Source organism: Oceanibaculum sp., assembly GCF_022449305.1.
Taxonomy (GTDB): Bacteria; Pseudomonadota; Alphaproteobacteria; order Oceanibaculales; family Oceanibaculaceae; genus Oceanibaculum; species Oceanibaculum indicum.
Genome location: NZ_JAKUSO010000004.1, coordinates 70807 through 87702 on the forward strand (window position 1 = coordinate 70807; position 16896 = coordinate 87702).

16 protein-coding genes are annotated in these 16896 nt (G+C 66.2%); 14 read left to right on the plus strand and 2 right to left on the minus strand.

Going from position 1 to position 16896, the window contains the following annotated elements; translation table 11 throughout:
* Window positions 1-135 precede the first annotated feature (135 nt).
* The 5 genes from MK313_RS02820 (at window position 136) to MK313_RS02840 (ending at window position 7668) form a co-directional block, all read left to right on the plus strand.
* Window positions 136-3057 (plus strand): [protein-PII] uridylyltransferase, encoded by a 2922-nt coding sequence (locus MK313_RS02820; RefSeq protein ID WP_287780030.1) that lies wholly within the window; start codon window positions 136-138, stop codon window positions 3055-3057.
* A gap of 57 nt (window positions 3058-3114) precedes the next feature.
* A complete protein-coding gene (gene murJ / locus MK313_RS02825) occupies window positions 3115-4662 on the plus strand; it encodes a murein biosynthesis integral membrane protein MurJ (RefSeq protein ID WP_287780031.1) in 1548 nt (515 codons plus the stop codon).
* An 86-nt stretch (window positions 4663-4748) separates the two neighbouring features.
* Window positions 4749-5750 carry a tryptophan--tRNA ligase gene (trpS, locus tag MK313_RS02830; protein WP_008943104.1) on the plus strand — a complete coding sequence of 334 codons (1002 nt, stop codon included), beginning with the start codon at window positions 4749-4751 and terminating at the stop codon, window positions 5748-5750.
* Between the two features lie 156 nt (window positions 5751-5906).
* Window positions 5907-6458: a NifU family protein gene (locus MK313_RS02835; RefSeq protein WP_008943103.1), complete on the plus strand. Its 552-nt coding sequence runs from the start codon at window positions 5907-5909 to the stop codon at window positions 6456-6458.
* Window positions 6459-6561: 103 nt separating this feature from the next.
* Entirely contained in the window at window positions 6562-7668 is a 1107-nt protein-coding gene (locus MK313_RS02840; protein ID WP_287780032.1) for a glucosaminidase domain-containing protein, read from the plus strand.
* A gap of 25 nt (window positions 7669-7693) precedes the next feature.
* Here MK313_RS02840 and MK313_RS02845 read toward each other — a convergent pair whose 3' ends face one another.
* Complete coding sequence (locus MK313_RS02845; RefSeq protein ID WP_008943101.1) at window positions 7694-8758, minus strand: polysaccharide deacetylase family protein; 1065 nt, start codon at window positions 8756-8758, stop codon at window positions 7694-7696.
* Window positions 8759-8883: 125 nt separating this feature from the next.
* Complete coding sequence (ddpX, locus tag MK313_RS02850; protein WP_287780033.1) at window positions 8884-9444, minus strand: D-alanyl-D-alanine dipeptidase; 561 nt, start codon at window positions 9442-9444, stop codon at window positions 8884-8886.
* 123 nt (window positions 9445-9567) lie between these two features.
* Here ddpX and tsaB point away from each other — a divergent pair, with 123 nt between their 5' ends.
* The 9 genes from tsaB to ybeY all read left to right on the plus strand — a co-directional run bounded on the left by tsaB (window position 9568) and on the right by ybeY (window position 16863).
* Window positions 9568-10248, plus strand: coding sequence for a tRNA (adenosine(37)-N6)-threonylcarbamoyltransferase complex dimerization subunit type 1 TsaB (gene tsaB, locus MK313_RS02855; RefSeq protein WP_287780034.1), 681 nt, complete (start codon window positions 9568-9570; stop codon window positions 10246-10248).
* A 39-nt stretch (window positions 10249-10287) separates the two neighbouring features.
* Window positions 10288-10776 (plus strand): GNAT family N-acetyltransferase, encoded by a 489-nt coding sequence (locus MK313_RS02860; RefSeq protein ID WP_287780035.1) that lies wholly within the window; start codon window positions 10288-10290, stop codon window positions 10774-10776.
* 172 nt (window positions 10777-10948) lie between these two features.
* Window positions 10949-11341: a MucR family transcriptional regulator gene (locus tag MK313_RS02865; protein ID WP_416054103.1), complete on the plus strand. Its 393-nt coding sequence runs from the start codon at window positions 10949-10951 to the stop codon at window positions 11339-11341.
* A 158-nt stretch (window positions 11342-11499) separates the two neighbouring features.
* Window positions 11500-11934: a Fur family transcriptional regulator gene (locus MK313_RS02870; RefSeq protein WP_008943096.1), complete on the plus strand. Its 435-nt coding sequence runs from the start codon at window positions 11500-11502 to the stop codon at window positions 11932-11934.
* A gap of 54 nt (window positions 11935-11988) precedes the next feature.
* The gene (locus tag MK313_RS02875) at window positions 11989-12921 is read left to right on the plus strand and encodes a GNAT family N-acetyltransferase (RefSeq protein WP_287780036.1); all 933 of its coding nucleotides are present in this window, start codon (window positions 11989-11991) and stop codon (window positions 12919-12921) included.
* 18 nt (window positions 12922-12939) lie between these two features.
* Window positions 12940-13773, plus strand: a complete 834-nt coding sequence (locus MK313_RS02880; protein WP_287780088.1) for a lysophospholipid acyltransferase family protein — start codon at window positions 12940-12942, stop codon at window positions 13771-13773.
* A 127-nt stretch (window positions 13774-13900) separates the two neighbouring features.
* Window positions 13901-15277, plus strand: coding sequence for a tRNA (N6-isopentenyl adenosine(37)-C2)-methylthiotransferase MiaB (miaB, locus tag MK313_RS02885; RefSeq protein ID WP_287780037.1), 1377 nt, complete (start codon window positions 13901-13903; stop codon window positions 15275-15277).
* A 12-nt stretch (window positions 15278-15289) separates the two neighbouring features.
* On the plus strand, window positions 15290-16336 hold the full coding sequence (locus MK313_RS02890) for a PhoH family protein (protein WP_287780038.1): 1047 nt from the start codon (window positions 15290-15292) through the stop codon (window positions 16334-16336).
* Entirely contained in the window at window positions 16333-16863 is a 531-nt protein-coding gene (ybeY, locus tag MK313_RS02895) for an rRNA maturation RNase YbeY (RefSeq protein WP_287780039.1), read from the plus strand. Before MK313_RS02890 ends, ybeY begins: the two co-directional genes overlap by 4 nt.
* Window positions 16864-16896 lie beyond the last annotated feature (33 nt).

A 16896-nucleotide genomic window follows, 5' to 3' on the forward strand; every position in this document is an offset into this window, starting at 1 on the left:
TTCCTGAAGGATGGGCCTGAGGGTTTGGCCGGGGGTCATCCCGGATAGGCGTGGTGCGGGGGCCTTAAATCGCTTAGCTTTAGCGCTATCTTATAGCGAGGGAACGGGCTTCCCGAAACGGCTGAAAGCAACAGGATGCTGTCTTCCATTCTCAGCAAGGCGCCGCTTGGCAAGGCCGCGCCGGACAAGAACCAGGGCAAGGCGGCCACCGGCCGGTCCGGCGGCGGCATTGCCGACCGCGGCCAGATCATCGACCCGGCGAAGCTGCGCCGCGACCTGGCCGCGCTGGCGGCCCGCGACGATCTGAAGCCGCAGGAGCTGCGCAACGGCGTGCTGTCGCGCCTGCGTGACGCGCTGGCGAGCGGCCGGGATGAGGTCGAGCGCCGCTTCCTTGGCCATAAGCCGGGCGAGCGCATTGGTGAGAAGACGGTCCGCAGCCTTGCCTATCTGACGGATGAGCTGGTGCGGGTGCTGGCCGACTTTGCCGCCGGCACGGCCTATCCCTCGGCCAATCCGACAGTCGGCGAGCAGCTGGCCGTGGTCGCGGTCGGCGGCTATGGGCGCGGCGAGCTGGCGCCGCAGTCTGATGTCGATCTGCTGTTCCTGCTGCCCTACAAGCAGACCCCGCGCGGTGAGCAGATCGTCGAATACATGCTCTACATGCTGTGGGACATGGGGCTGAAGGTCGGCCATGCCACCCGGTCGGTGGATGAATGCCTGCGCCAGGCCCGCGAGGATGTGACGATCCGCACCGCGCTGCTGGAATCCCGCATGATCTGGGGCAACGAGGCGCTGCATGAGGATTTGCAGCAGCGTTTCTGGGACGAGCTTGCCGACAGCACGGTGCTGGAATTCGTCGAGGCGAAGCTGGCCGAACGCACGACCCGTCACGAGAAGGTCGGCGGCTCGCGCTATGTGCTGGAGCCGAACATCAAGGAAGGCAAGGGCGGGCTGCGCGACCTGCACACGCTCTACTGGATCGGCAAGTACGTCTATCGCACGGAAACGGTGGATGGGCTGGTGGAAGCCGGGGTGCTGACCGCCGCCGAGCGCCGGAAGTTCGCCAAGGCGCAGGACTTCCTGTGGACGCTGCGCTGCCACCTGCACTATCTGACCGGGCGGCCCGAGGAACGGCTGACCTTCGATGTGCAGACCGAAATGGCGCGCCGCCTGGGCTATACCGACCATGCCGGCACCATCGCCGTCGAGCGCTTCATGAAGCACTATTTCGTGGTGGCCAAGGATGTCGGCAACCTGACGCGCATCGTCTGCGCCGCCATCGAAGCGAAGATCCAGCGCCGTCCCAGGCTGCGCCTGCCGTCCCTGCCGTTCCGCAAGCGCACCTATGACGGGTTCGTGCTGGATGGCGAGCGCCTCTCGGTACCGCGCGCCGACCTGTTCGAGACCGATCCGGTGAATTTCATCCGGCTGTTCCACACCGCGCAGCAGCACGATCTGGACGTTCACCCGGATGCGCTGCTGCTGATCACGCAGAATCTGAAGCGGGTCGATGCGGCGCTGCGCAACGATTCCGAGGCGAACCGACTGTTCCTTGACATCCTGACCTCACCCAAGGGCCCGGAGCGCATCCTGCGGCTGATGAACGAGGCCGGCGTGCTGGGCCGGTTCATCCCGGATTTCGGCCGGGTCGTGGCGCAGATGCAGTTCGACATGTATCACGTCTATACCACCGACGAGCACACGATCCGGGCCATGGGCATCCTGCACCAGATCGAATCCGGCCAGCTGGCCCAGGTCGCGCCGGTGGCCAGCGAGATCGTCCACAAGGTGCTGTCGCGCCGGGCGCTCTATCTCGGCATGTTCCTGCACGACATCGCCAAGGGACGCGGCGGCAACCATTCGCTGCTGGGCGAGAAGGTGGCGCATCGCCTCGGTCCGCGCCTCGGCCTCAACGACGAGGAGACCGAGACCGTCGCCTGGCTGGTGCGCAATCACCTCTGGTTCACCGCCTTTGCCTTCAAGCGCGACATCGGCGACCCGAAGACGATCCAGGATTTCTGCGGGATCATCAAATCGCCGGAACGGCTGCGCCTGCTGCTGGTGCTGACCGTGGCCGATGTGCGCGCGACCAATCCGGCGATCTGGAACAACTGGAAGGCCGGCCTGCTGCGCAACCTCTACTACCGGGCCGACGAGGTGCTGTCCGGTGAGGTGTCCGAGGATGCGCTGGCCAGCGGCCAGCAGAATATCGGCCGTGCCGAGCAGGCCAAGGCGGCCTTGCGCGCTGCGTTGCCGGACTGGCCGGAGGCGCAGGTGAAGGCGCATCTCGCCAAGGGCCAGATATCCTACTGGCTTAGCCACGATACCGAGACGCTGGTGCGCCACGCCCTGCTGATGCGCGAGGCAGCCACCGTCGAGCAGCCGCTGCTGATCGACACGCGCATCGATACCCATCGCGGGGTCACCGAAGTCACCATCTGCACGCCCGACCATCCGGGCCTGTTCAGCCGGCTGGCCGGCGCCATGGCGGTGGCCGGCGCCAGCATCGTCGATGCCCGCATCTTCACCATGACCGACGGCATGGCGCTGGATACCTTCTGGGTACAGGATGCGACCGACGGTCCGTTCGACCAGCCGACCAAGCTGGCGCGGCTGTCGGCCGCGATCCACAAGGCGATGTCGGGTGAGTTGAAGACGCGCCAGGCACTGCGCGAGAAGGCGGCGGGCGCGCTGCCCAGCCGGACCCGTGTGTTCAAGGTGCCGCCGCGCGTGCTGATCGACAACAAGGCCAGCGCGACGCACACGGTGATCGAGCTGAACGGCCGCGACCGGCCGGGCCTGCTGTCCGATATCGCGCGGGCCCTGAACCAGCTCTCCCTGCAGGTCTCCTCGGCGAAGATCTCGACCTATGGCGAGACCGCCATCGACGTGTTCTATGTGAAGGATGTGTTCGGGCTGAAGGTCGAGCATGCCAGCAAGCTGGCGGCGATCCGCGAGAAGCTGCTGACCGCCCTGGCCGAGCCGGGCACCGGCTCAGCCTCCGCACAGGCCGGCGAGAAGCGCCGCAAATCCGCCACGGTCCAGGCGGCGGAATAGCGCCGCCCGAGAAATCGGGATCGCCAGACTCCTCCAAATCGGCTAGAGCCTTTCGCCATGTCGATGCTGCGCCACATCGCCACGGTCGGCGGCTACACGCTGGCAAGCCGGTTGACCGGCTTCGCCCGCGATATCCTTATCGCCGCGCTGGTGGGCGCGGGGCCGGTGGCGGACGCCTTCTTCGTCGCCTTCAAGTTTCCCAACTTCTTCCGCCGGCTGTCCGGTGAGGGCGCCTTCACCATCGCCTTCGTGCCGATGGTCTCCGGCCTGCTGACCACACAGGGGCGCGAGGCGGCGCTGGATTTCGCACAGCGCACGCTGGCGGTGATGGCCGTCATCATGCTGGGCTTCCTCGCCGTGATGGAGGTCATCATGCCCTGGGCGATGCATGTCATCGCCCCCGGCTTCGCCGCCGACCCGGCCAAGTTCGACCTGGCGGTGGAGCTGTCGCGCATCACCTTCCCCTATCTGCCGCTGATTTCCTTCGTGGCGCTGATCGGCGGGCTGCTGAATGCGACCGACCGGTTCGCGGCGATGGCGGCGGCCCCCATCCTGCTGAACATCTGCCTGATCCTGTCGCTGTTCGCGCTGGTGCCCTATGCCGAGACGCCGGGCCACGCGCTGGCCTGGGGCGTGCTGATCGCCGGTTTCGCGCAATTCTTCTTCCTGCTGGCGGCGGCGCGACGCAACGGGCTGCCGATGCGCCTCGTGCGGCCACGCCTCACGCCCGACCTCCGCAAGCTGTTCCGCCTGATGCTGCCGGCTGCCGTGGGGGCGGGCGTCATGCAGATCAATCTGCTGGTCGATGTGCTGCTGGCCTCGCTGCTGCCGACGGGCGCAATCTCCTACCTCTATTACGCCGACCGGGTGAACCAGCTGCCGCTGGGCGTGGTCGGCATCGCCATCGGCACGGCGCTGCTGCCGCTGCTGTCGCGCCAGGTGAAGGCCGGCGAGGATGCGGCGGCGCTGGTCAGCCAGAACCGCGCGCTGGAGGTGGCATTACTGCTCACATTGCCGGCGACGGCGGGGCTGGTGGTGCTGGCCGGTCCGATTGTCGAGGTGCTGTTCCAGCGCGGCGCCTTCACGGCGGCGGATGCGCAGGCCACCGGGCTGGCGCTGGCGGCCTATGCGCTGGGACTGCCGGCCTATGTCGCGGTGAAGGTGCTGGCGCCGGGCTTCTATGCCCGCGAGGATACGGCCACGCCGGTGAAGGTCGCGGTCGCCGCGATGCTGGCCAATATCCTTGTCGGTGTGGTGCTGATGCAATTCATCGCCCATGTCGGGCTGGCGCTGGCGACCGCCTTCTCATCCTGGCTGAACGTTGCCCTGCTGGGGACGATCCTGGCGCGGCGTGGTGGCTTCGCGCCAGATGCAAGGCTGCGCGGCCGGGCCTGGCGCATCCTGCTTGCCAGCCTTCTGATGGCGGGGCTGCTGGTCGCCGGGCTGGAGGTCTGGGCAATGAGCCGGGGCGTCGAGCCTGTGCTGCGCGCGGCCCTGCTGGCCGGCCTCGTTGCGTCAGGCGCCCTGCTCTATGGCATCGCCTGCCAGATCACCGGCGCGGCCCGCTGGGGCGAGCTGAAGGGCATGCTGCGCCGAAAGTCCTGAAAGCATGCCGCACTTGACCCTGGCCGTGCGATGCGGGAATAGTCCCCGGCTCTTATCCACAGCTTTCCCCATCAGGGTTCTCGCGCATGTCCAATAATCTGATCTTTTCCGGCATCCAGCCGACCGGAAACCTGCATCTCGGCAATTATCTGGGCGCGATCCGCAACTGGGTGAAGCTGCAGCACGATTTCGACTGCATCTTCTGCGTTGTCGATCTGCACGCCATCACCATCCCGCAGGACCCGGCGGTGCTGCGCTCCAGCATCCGCGAGGTGGCGGCCGGCATGATTGCTGCCGGCGTCGATCCGAAGAAGAACATCCTGTTCAACCAGAGCCGCGTGCCGGCCCATGCCGAGCTTGCCTGGGTGCTGAACTGCATCGCCCGCATCGGCTGGCTGAACCGGATGACCCAGTTCAAGGACAAGGCCGGCAAGAATCGCGACAACGCCACGGTCGGGCTGTATGTCTATCCGAACCTGATGGCCGCCGACATCCTGGCCTACAAGGCGACGCATGTGCCGGTCGGCGATGACCAGAAGCAGCATCTGGAGCTGGCGCGTGATATCGCGCAGGCCTTCAACAGCCAGTTCGGCGTCGATTTCTTCCCGCTGCCCGAGCCGCAGATCTTCAAGACCGCCGCGCGCGTGATGAGCCTGCGTGACGGCACCAAGAAGATGAGCAAGTCGGATGCCTCCGACCAGAGCCGCATCAATCTGACCGACGGGCCGGACGAGATCGCGCAGAAGCTGAAGCGCGCCAAGACCGACCCGCTGCCGCTGCCGGAAACGGAGGCGGAGCTGGAAGACCGGCCGGAAGCCGCCAACCTGATCGGCATCTATGCCGCGCTGTCCGACCGCTCCGCCGCCGAGGTGGTTGCGGAGTTTGCCGGCAAGGGCTTCGCCGAGTTCAAGCCGCGCCTCGCCGAGCTTGCGGTGTCGGTGCTGGGGCCCATCGGGCTGGAGATGCAGCGCCTGACCAAGGACCCCGGCTATGTTGATCAGGTCCTGCGCGAGGGCGGGGAGAAGGCCAATGCCATCGCCGCGCCGATCGTCGATCAGGTGCACGATATTGTCGGTTTCCTGCGGTAAGATTCCCTGATTTTGCCGCTTTCGCGCCGCAATCCGCCGTTACCTGATTACCTGCCATGAGGTGCGTGCGCTTGATCGGCGGGGGAAATCAGACCATATAGGTCCTGAATTGACCCTGCCAGCAAAGCAAAACGCATCTCGCGTGGAGTGATAGCCATGTTCATCCAGACCGAATCGACGCCGAACCCGGCAACCCTGAAGTTCCTGCCCGGGCGCAGCGTGATGGAAGAAGGCACGGCGGATTTCGCCGATGCCGAAGCGGCCAAGCGCTCGCCCCTCGCCAAGCGGCTGTTCGCCGTCGATGGCGTGACCGGCGTATTCTTCGGGGCTGACTTCGTCAGCGTCGCCAAGCGCGACGACAAGGAATGGTACGTGCTGAAGCCGGCCGTTCTGGGGGCGATCATGGAGCATTTCACGGCGGGCGATCCGCTGCTGCTGGCCGATGACTCGGCCGATGCGGCCCCGGCCGGCGAGGATAGCGAGATCGTGCAGACCATCAAGGAACTGCTCGATACGCGCGTCCGCCCGGCGGTTGCCCAGGATGGCGGCGACATCGTCTTCAAGGGTTTCGAAGATGGCGTCGTCTATCTCCACATGCAGGGTGCCTGCGCCGGCTGTCCCAGCTCGACCGCGACCCTGAAGATGGGCATCGAGAATCTGCTGAAGCACTATATCCCTGAGGTGGCGGAGGTGCGTGCCGCGATGTAGCGGCCGCCCCGCCCCGGTTTCCCCGACCGTTCCCGCGTTCGATGGCCGTGCCGAAAGGCGCGGGCGGAAGGGGTTTGTTTTAACAAGACGGAGCGACACGAGGATGCGGAAGCCCGATTTCGCGACTTCTTCCCTCGGCCTGCTGGCCGCCGCCGTGGTTATGCTGCAGGCGACGGCGATCCTCGCCGGACCGACCCTGCCCTATTATCCCGTATCGGGAGACCGGCAGGCCGGCCCGGCGGCGACCGCCACCGCCCTTCAGACCCCGCGCGCGGATGCGATTACAGCCGCTGTCCGGGTCCGGCAGGCCGCCGCCCTGCCGCGGGAGCGGCTGTTCACCGGCACCGGCACCGCGCCGCTGCCGGGGACCGTGACCAGCGTCCGCCGCAGCCATGAAGCGCGCCAGCTGTTCGAGCTGGCCGGCTACGATCTGGCAGCCGTGCGCGCCGGCGAAAGCGCCGTGCCGCGGCTCTTCCTGGCGCAGGTGCCGGTTGATCTGCGCAAGCTGCGCGAGGTTGAGGAACGCAAGACGCTGTTCATCAAGACGGTCCTGCCGCTGATCCTGCGGGTGAATGAGGAAATCTCCGAGGATCGCAGCCGCCTGCTGGCGCTGGATGCGCGGCTGAAGGCGGGTGCCGTGCCAGGCCCGATGGAGCGGCGCTGGCTGGACAGCCTCGCCGCCGCCTATGGCGTCGAGGCGGAGGATGGCGCCCTGCCCGACCTGGCGGCGCTGCTGCTGCGCGTGGACGAGATTCCGGTGGCGCTGGCGCTGGCGCAATCCATTGAGGAGAGCGGCTGGGGCACTTCCCGCTTCGCGCGGGAGGGCAATGCGCTGTACGGCCAGTATGCTTGGAGCGACTCGGCGGGGCTGAAGCCGGCTAATGCCGGGGCGGATGCCGCCCATGTGGTGCGCAGCTTCGACCGCGTCATCGACGCGGCGGCGGCCTACAGCCTGAATCTCAACACCCATCCGGCCTATCGCGATTTCCGCGCGGCGCGGGCCAGGATGCGGGCAGCCGGCACGCCGCTGGATGCCGAGGCGCTGGCTGGCCACCTGCTGCGCTATTCCGAGCGCGGTGCCGATTATGTGCGCACGCTGCGCATCATCATCCGCGCCAACCGTCTGGAGGAGCTGCAGCAGGCCAGCCTCGCCAGCGGCATGGTCGTGGCGATGGCGGAAGAGACTCCGGCGCGACGCGGCGAAAGCTGACGCTCTGAGCTTCAGTTCTCTGGCCTCAGTTCTCCGGCACGTAGAACTGCAGGCCGAACCAGCGCCAGCGGGCCTCCGGGCCCAGCATGGTGCAGTTGATGCGCGACCGGCCCGCCGGCAGGGGTTCCGCCAGCCGGATCTCGATCCGGCCCGCCGGCAGCCTTTCCATATGGGTGCGGCCCTGACGGGAGGCGAAGCAGTCGAGCTGCGCCGTGTCGCCGATTCCCGGCAGGACGGTGAAACCGATAGCCGGCGGATTCCGGCCGGTCAACACCGGGTCGTTCGGCGTCAGGTCACTCACCGGCAGCGGCAGCGCATTGGCGACCAGGCGGAAGCGGTCCAGCCCGCCATAATTCTCGTTCAGCGGGAAGCGCGGCAGCTGGTAGCGGTCCATCTGGCTGTGCGCCACGCCGGAATGCTGACCAAAGGCCGCCTGGAAACCTTCCGCCGCCACGATATCGCGGATCGCGGTCGAATATTCCCCGTAAGGATAGGCCAGGAAGGCCGGCTTCTTGCCGGTCTCCTCCTCAATGCGCGCATTGGCCGCGCGGATATCGTCCCGCGCCTTGTCGAGCGGCAGGGTCGGCAGGTGCGGATGGCTGGCGGTCTGGTTGCCGATCTCGACGCCGCCGCGCGCCAGTTCGCGGATTTCATCCCAGCTCATATAGTCGCCGCCGCGCTGGATCACGTCGGTCGAGACGAACAGGGTGAAGGGAAGGCCGGCGGCGCGCAGCCGCGGCCAGGCCTCCAGATAGACCGAGCGGTAGGCGTCGTCGATGGTGATGGCGACGGCGCGGTCGGGCAGTGGTTTGCGGTCGCGCAGGGCAGCGACGATGCGCGACAGGGGCAGCACCTGGTAGCCGCCGCTCTTAAGCTCCGCCAGATGCGCCTCGAACTGGTCGATGCGGATGCTGGTCGACGGCAGATCCTCCTCGCCGAACCGGTGGTACATCAGTACGACCGCCGAGGCGCCCTCGATGCCGGCCTGACGGTCCTGGGCTGTGGCGAAGGGTGTGGTTGCGGCGAACAGCGCCAGGACGGCACCGCACAGAGAAGTCCTGGCAAGGAAAGCTGGGATCATCCGCGCCATGTCAAGCTGCAGTCCTCATCGGATACTGGGTCGAAGTCCGGGTCATAAAGACCAAGTTTTTCATCTGCTTCCAAGATTAATCATACCATGAAGAACGTTCTGGCGCTTGCGAATCAGCGCACTGGTCAGGGCTGCTTCATCAGGCCGGGCCGCAGGACGCTGTCGCTCAGGATCGGCAGGCGGCGCGGCTGGAACAGCTGATAATGCCACCATTCCTTCTCGTAGAAATCCCAGCCGGCGGCCGACATAATGCCCAGCAGCAGATGGCGGTTGCGCTGCGCCTCAATGGAAACGCCAAGGCTGCCATGCCAGGACAGCGGCGTCGCCGCATCGAAGCCCGTCCCCATATCGAGTTCGGCACCGCTGCCATCGATCAGCGTGAGGTCGATGGCGGCCCCGCGGCAATGCGGCCTTGCGCCGGAGCGCGGGTCGGAGACGAAATCCGGGTCGGGCAGGGCATGCCACAGCGCCCATTGCGCCTCCAGCGGCCGGAAGGCGTCGAGAATCTTGAGGCGGTAGCCGAGGGGCGCTGCCAGCGCCACGGCGCGGCGCAGCTTCGCCTCCGCCTCGGTATGCAGGTAACAGCCGGCACGGCCATAGATCGGCCGGCCCGTGATATTGTCGGCTGTGGCATAGGCCAGCGCCAGCACCACGCCATGCCCAGCCTCGGTGATTTCGACCAGCATCCTGCCTTCCTGTCGCGGTTTGCCTCTTGTGCCGAGGCCGTGTATCTCCATCTGAAAAGGCGTTCTAGCATGCTCCGGCGTGGCGCGGGAGAGTGGCCGGGCGGACGGATCGAAGGGATACCGGTGAATATTCTGGCTCTTGATAGCGCGCTTTCCGCCTGTTCGGTCGCGGTGCTGGCCGATGGCGCTGTCCGCGCGGTGCAGCGTCAGGCGATGGCGCGCGGCCAGGCGGAGGCGCTGCTGCCCATGGCGCGCGCGGCGCTGGAGGAGGCCGGCCTTGCGTTTGCCGATCTCGACCGGCTGGCCGTGACTGTTGGCCCCGGTTCCTTTACCGGCCTGCGTATCGGGCTGGCGGCGGCGCGCGGCCTCGCGCTGGCAACCGGTCTTCCCCTTACTGGAATCACCACGCTGGAGGCGCTGGCCGCCGGCACCGATCCGGCAGCGCGCCGGGGGCGGACCGTCGTGGCGCTGATCGATTCGCGGCGCGGCGATGTCTTCATGCAGGCCTTCGAAGCGGATGCGGTGCCCCTGTCGGAACCGGCTTCGGCCGATCCGGCGGTGCTGGATGCCGTGCTGCCGGCCGGACCGTTGCTGCTGGCGGGCGATGCCGCGCCGGCCGCGCTGGACCTCCTTCTGAAGGCGGGCCGCGATGCCGAGCTGGCGGCAGACAGCGAATCGCCCGACCCGGTGATGGTCGCGCGGCTGGCGGCGGCACGTCCCCGGCCCGATGGTCCGGTCACCGCACTTTATCTGCGGGCGCCGGATGTCAGCCTGCCGCGCGCGCCCGTTCTGCGCGTCTCCTGATTTACGCAGCGAAGGGCGGATCGACGGATGGGCGGGCCGATGGCTGAAGAGGCGAGGGATATACGGGCCAGCGCGGTTTTCGCCGGGCCGTTCGATATCGACCTGCTGGCCCGGCTGCAGGCGCTGTGCTTCGACCAGCCCTGGGGCCGGGATTTTGTCGCCCGCATGTTCGCCGTGCCGGGCGGCTTTTCGGTTCTGCTGAAGGTGAATGCGCGCACTGGCCGCATCCCGGTCGGCTTCGCCATGTGCCAGCTGGTGGCCGGGGAGGCCGAACTGCTGACTCTGGGCGTCGTACCGGATTATTGCCGGCGCGGCCTCGGCCGCTATCTGTTGCGCTCCTGCATGGACAAGGCGGCGGCGCGCGGCGCCACCATTATGTACCTGGAGGTTTCGGAAAAGAATCACGCCGCACAAAGATTATATGAGACCGCCGGCTTTTCCGTCATTGGCCGCCGCCCGAAATATTACAAGGAAATAGATGGAAGCCAAACCGACGCGCTGAACATGCACTGCTCGCTTGTCGGTTAGCGTCTCGTTATGGGCGACTCCATATTTTTGCCATGAATATTGTAGAAAATTTCATCGTGTCGAAGACGTAAGTATTGAATTCCAACAGGACACACTCTAATTTTAGGGCGGTCTTTAATTCGGAGTTGTTTTTATGTCGATTCAAATGACGGACGTTGTCGAAAGGGACGAAATGCTTCGCCTTACGGTCGAAATCGTCTCTGCCTACGTCTCGAATAACACTATTGCGATGCATGACGTGCCGCAGCTGATCGAGCAGGTGCACGGCAAGCTCGGCAATCTGGGCGAAGCTGCCCCGGCGCCGCAGGAAAAGCTGCAGCCGGCCGTTCCGGTGAAGAAGTCGGTGACTCCGGACTTCATCATCTGCCTGGAGGACGGCAAGAAGCTGAAGATGCTGAAGCGGCACCTGAAGACGGCCTACGACATGACGCCCGAGGAATATCGCGAGAAAGGGGGTCTGCCGGCCAGCTATCCGATGGTGGCGCGGGACTGTGGCGAGCGGCGGAGCGAGCTGGCCCGGGCCTGTGGCCGTGGCGCGCGCGGCCGGCGGGGGGGGGCGGAATAAGGCCACTCCGGCCCGCTTTCCGGCCGCCCGCCACAAGGCTGGCGACCCTGTCTGGAGAGGAGCGGCCTCAATCTGTCAGGCGACGTCGCGAACCGCTTTGGTTTGCGGCGTCGTTTTGGTTATAGTCGGGACAGATAAAATTGGAGGCAATCGCACCGATGGAACCGTCTCGCCTTGAGCGCCTGTGCCTGGAAAAGGGCCTGAAGATGACCGAGCAGCGCCGGGTCATCGCCCAGGTGCTGTCCAATTCGACCGATCACCCCGATGTCGAGCTGGTGTATCAGCGCGCCACGGCGATCGATCCGCGTATCTCCATCGCCACCGTCTATCGGACCGTCCGGTTGCTTGAAGAAGCGAATATCCTGGAACGGCACGATTTCGGCGATGGCCGCGCGCGCTATGAAGAAGCACCGGAAGAACATCACGATCATCTGATCGATATCGAGACCCGGAAAGTGATCGAATTCCAGAATGAGGAAATCGAGAAGCTGCAGGAGCTGATTGCCGAGAAGCTTGGCTATCGGCTGGTGGGCCATCGGCTGGAACTCTATGGCGTGCCGTTGAATTCCACGCGCCGGCGCCCGATGAAGTAAGACGTCTTAGGCAAGCAGTTAAGACGGCTGGCATAATTACAGGAACGGCTTTTGATGTCGCACCCAGCGCACCCGCCCCAATCCGTTGCGGCGGCCGCGGACTCTCCCGACGCGGACCAACCGGCCGGGGGTGCCGCCTTTTCGCGCGGCCGGCCAACCCGCATCGCCAGCGCCGGTGGCGATGGACCGGCCGATCTTGGTGATCTGCGCTCGGGCACGCTGGAGGTCCGGCTTGCCCGTAGCGTGGCGGATGTCGAGGCGGCGCAGGCGCTGCGTTACCGGGTATTCTATGACGAGATGAATGCCAAGCCCACGCCGGAGATGGCGGCGGCACGGCGCGACTTCGACAGTTTCGACGATGTCGCCGATCATCTGATGGTCATCGACCATGCGCTGGGTGACGGGCCGGAATCGGTGGTCGGCACCTACCGGCTGATCCGGCGCGAGGCGGCGGCAAAGCATGGCGGCTTCTACACGGCGGACGAATACGATATCGCCAGGATTGTCGCCTTCGACGGGCCGATCCTGGAGCTGGGCCGCTCCTGCACAGACGCCCGCTACCGCAACCGCCCGACCATGCAGCTGCTGTGGAAGGGTATCGCCGCCTATGTCTTCCATCACGGCATCGAGCTGATGTTCGGCTGCGCCAGCCTGCCCGGCAATGATGTGGATCAGCTGGCCCCGGCGCTGTCCTACCTCTATCACAATCATCTGGCCCCGGAGGAGCTGCGGCCGCGCGCCCTGCCGGAGCGGTTCACCGACATGAACCGCCTGCCGCCCGATGGCTATGATGCCAAGCGCGTGCTGGCCGGGCTGCCGCCGCTCATCAAGGGCTATCTCCGGCTCGGCGGTTTCGTCGGTGACGGGGCGGTGATCGACCCGCAATTCAACACCACCGATGTGTGCGTCATCGTAAAGACCGGTCAGGTGACGGAAAGCTATTACCGCCATTATGCCCGCTCGACGCAGGATGCGTGGGGTGAATAGGCGACGGAAGGTGCGGTGATGGGCAATCCCCTGCTTTCCTTCGTGCGGCTGCTGGCCTATCTGGCATTCACCCTGCCGCTGATGCCGGTGCAGGCGCTGGCGGTGGCGCTGCGCCTCGATCTCGCACGCACCCTGCCGGTCTTCTATCATCGCAAATGCCTGGCGATCATGGGCTTCCGGGTGGAGGTGGAGGGCGAGCGGCTGGCCCGTCCGCCGGTGCTCTATGTCTGCAACCACGCCTCCTATCTCGACATCACGGTGCTGGGGTCGCTGATTCCCGGCAGCTTCGTTGCCAAGTCGGAGGTGAAGACCTGGCCGTTCTTCGGCTGGCTGGCGCAGCTGCAGCGCACCGTCTTCGTGGTGCGGCGGGGCAATCATGCCGGCCGTCAGCGAGACAGCATCACCGAACGGCTGAACAAGGGCGGCAATCTGGTGCTGTTCCCGGAAGGCACCAGCAATGACGGCAACCGCGTGCTGCCCTTCAAGAGCGCGCTGTTCGCCGCGGCCGAGACCCGTATCGGGGGCGAGAGGGTGCAGGTGCAGCCGGTTTCCATCGCCTATACGCGGCTGAACGGCATTCCCATCGGCCGGGCGTTCCGGCCGTTCTTCGCCTGGTATGGCGACATGGCGCTGGCCGGGCATCTCTGGCGGGTGCTGGGCCTGGGCATCGTCACGGTCAGCGTCCAGTTTCACCCGCCGGTGACGCTGGACGATTTCCCCGACCGCAAGGCGATGGCCACCTATTGTGGCCGGCAGGTGCTGCTGGGCGTGGCGGCGGCCAATGCCGGGCGCGAGATGCCGGCCCTGCCGCTTCCGGGAGCAGCGCCGGCAGAAGCGACGGAAGCGGCTTGAGGATTCGCACTGGTTTTGTACTGGGGTTTTGCACTGGTTTTCTGGGGCGTGGACGCCTAGATAAGGGCCTTCGAAGATAAAGCCCTGTCGGTAGGCCGGCAGGGAGCGCAGGAGTTGGGACAGAGCGTTGGCGAAGAAGCTTTTCATCCGCACCTATGGCTGCCAGATGAACGTCTATGATTCCGCCCGCATGGCGGATGTCCTGGCGCCGCTGGGCTATGCCCCGGCGGAGGCGCCGGACGGCGCCGACATGGTCATCATCAACACCTGCCATATCCGCGAGAAGGCCTCGGAAAAGACCTTCCATGAGCTGGGCCGCCTGCGCCAGCTGAAGGAGCAGAAGGCCGCCGAGGGCGGGCGCATGGTGCTGGCCGTCGCCGGCTGTGTTGCCCAGGCGGAAGGGGCGGAGATCATGTCGCGCGCGCCCTATGTCGATATGGTGTTCGGGCCGCAGGCCTATCATCGGCTGCCGGAGATGGTGGCGCGCGCCACCCGCGAGGCGGGAAGCGGCGTGCTGGACACGGATTTCCCGGTCGAGAGCAAGTTCGACCACCTGCCCGAGGAACAGGCCCTGCAGGGCCATTCCGCCTTCCTGACGGTGCAGGAGGGCTGCGACAAGTTCTGTACCTTCTGCGTCGTGCCCTATACGCGCGGCGCCGAATTCTCCCGCCCGGCCGGACAGATCCTGGAGGAGGCGCGCCGTCTGGTCCGTGCCGGCGCGCTGGAAATCACCCTGCTCGGCCAGAATGTGAACGCCTATCACGGCGAGGGGCCGGATGGGCGCGACTGGGGCCTCGGCCGGCTGATCCGGACGCTGGCGGAGATCGACGGGCTGGAGCGCATCCGCTACACCACCTCGCACCCGCGCGACATGGATGACGATCTGATCGCTGCGCATGGCGATGTGCCGCAGCTGATGCCCTATCTGCATCTGCCGGTGCAGTCGGGCTCCGACCGCATCCTTGAGGCGATGAACCGCAAGCACAAGGCGGAGGCCTATCTGCGCATCGTCGAGAAGCTGCGCGCGGCGCGGCCCGACCTGGCGCTGTCCTCCGACTTCATCGTCGGTTTCCCCGGCGAGCGCGATGCCGATTTCGAGGCGACGATGCAGCTGGTGCGGGAGGTCGGCTACGCCCAGGCCTTCTCCTTCAAGTACAGCGCCCGCCCCGGCACGCCGGCGGCCCTGCTGGAGTTGCAGATTGACGAGGCGGCGAAGACCGAGCGGCTGGCCGCGCTGCAGGCGCTGCTGGCCGAACAGCAGCTTGCCTTCAACCGCTCCATGGCGGGGCGCACCCTGCCGGTGCTGGTGGAGAAGACCGGCAAGCTGCCGGGCCAGCTGATCGGCAAGAGCCCCTATCTGCAGTCGGTGGTGATCGAGGGCACACCCCGGCTGATTGGCAGCATCGTGCCGGCGGCGATCAGCGCCGGCTACCAGAACTCACTGGCAGGGACGGTTGGGGCAGGAACGGTCGAGCAGGCCGTGCCCGCCGCGCTGGCATCCTGACGAGGAGAGCTTTTGAGCACGCCTGACCTGATTCAGCCGCCGATCCACCTGAAATTCGACGATGCGAGCCTGCTCGCCACCCTGTTCGGCGACCATGACCGCAATCTGGTGCGCCTCGAACAGAAGCTGGATGTCGCCATCACCTGGCGTGGCGACCTGGTCTCCATCGACGGCGTGATCGGCAATGCAAATGCCGCCAAGCGCGCCATCGAGGGGCTGGCGACCCGCATCGGCCGCGCCGGCAAGCGCGCCACCGTGCCGGAATTCGCCGATATCGACGCCGCCGCCAACTTCGCGCTGCGCGACCCGGACGAGCCGGATGCCGATGGCGTGATGGATTTCGCGGATGCGGCGGAGGCACTGCCGACCTGGAAGCGCGCCATCGCCCCGCGTTCGCCCACCCAGGCGACCTATCTGGAGGCGTTGCAGCGCAACGAGATGGTTTTCGGCCTCGGGCCTGCCGGCACCGGCAAGACCTATCTGGCGGTGGCGATGGGCGTTTGGATGCTGAAGCAGCGCCGCGTCGATCGCATCATCCTGTCGCGCCCGGCGGTCGAGGCGGGCGAGAAGCTGGGCTTCCTGCCCGGCGATATGAAGGAGAAGGTCGATCCCTATCTCCGCCCGCTCTATGACGCGCTCTACGACATGATGCCGGGCGATCAGGTGGAGCGCCGTGTCGGCAGCGGCGAGATCGAGGTGGCGCCGCTGGCCTTCATGCGCGGGCGTACCCTCTCCAACGCCTTCGTCATCTTGGACGAGGCGCAGAATACCACGCCGACGCAGATGAAGATGTTCCTGACTCGGCTGGGCGAGAATTCGCGCATGGCGGTGACCGGCGACCTGACGCAGACCGACCTGCCGATGGGCGCCAAGTCCGGCCTGCGCGACGCGCTGGAAACGCTGGAGGGTGTGCCGGGCATTGGCTTCGTGCAGTTCACCCATAAGGATGTGGTGCGCCATCCGCTGGTCACCCGTATCGTTCAGGCCTATGACAAGCGCGAGCGCCCGCTGCTCTCAAACAACGGGGCAAATGGCGGTAAGCCGGAGACTTCGGCATGAGCGCAACCACGGCAGTCGAGATCGCGGTGGATATCGCCGATCCGGCCTGGCAGGCCGCTGTTCCCGGGCTGGAGGAGTTGGTGGAGCGTGCCGCCCAGGCCGCTCTGGCTTCGACCGAAGTGCCTGAGGGACCAGCCGAGCTGGCCGTCCGGCTAACCGACGATGCTGAGCTGCAGGCGCTGAACCGGCAATATCGCGGCAAGGACCAGCCGACCAATGTGCTGTCCTTTCCCGGCGATCCGGAAGACGCCTTCCCGGGCGAACCGGTATCGCTTGGCGACCTGGCGCTGGCCTATGAAACGGTCGCGGGCGAGGCATCGGAGCAGGGCAAGAGCCTGGCCGATCACCTGTCGCATCTGATCGTGCATGGGACACTGCATGTTTTAGGGTATGATCACGAGACCGAGGAGGAGGCTGCCGAGATGGAAGCCCTTGAGGTCCGTATCCTGAGCGGGTTCGGCATCGCCGACCCCTATTTGCCTGGTCCCGCCCTGGAGGCGGGAGCCGGGTTCTTGAAGGAGGCATAGCGCCGCGCTGCGATGAGTGAGGCATCCAGTACC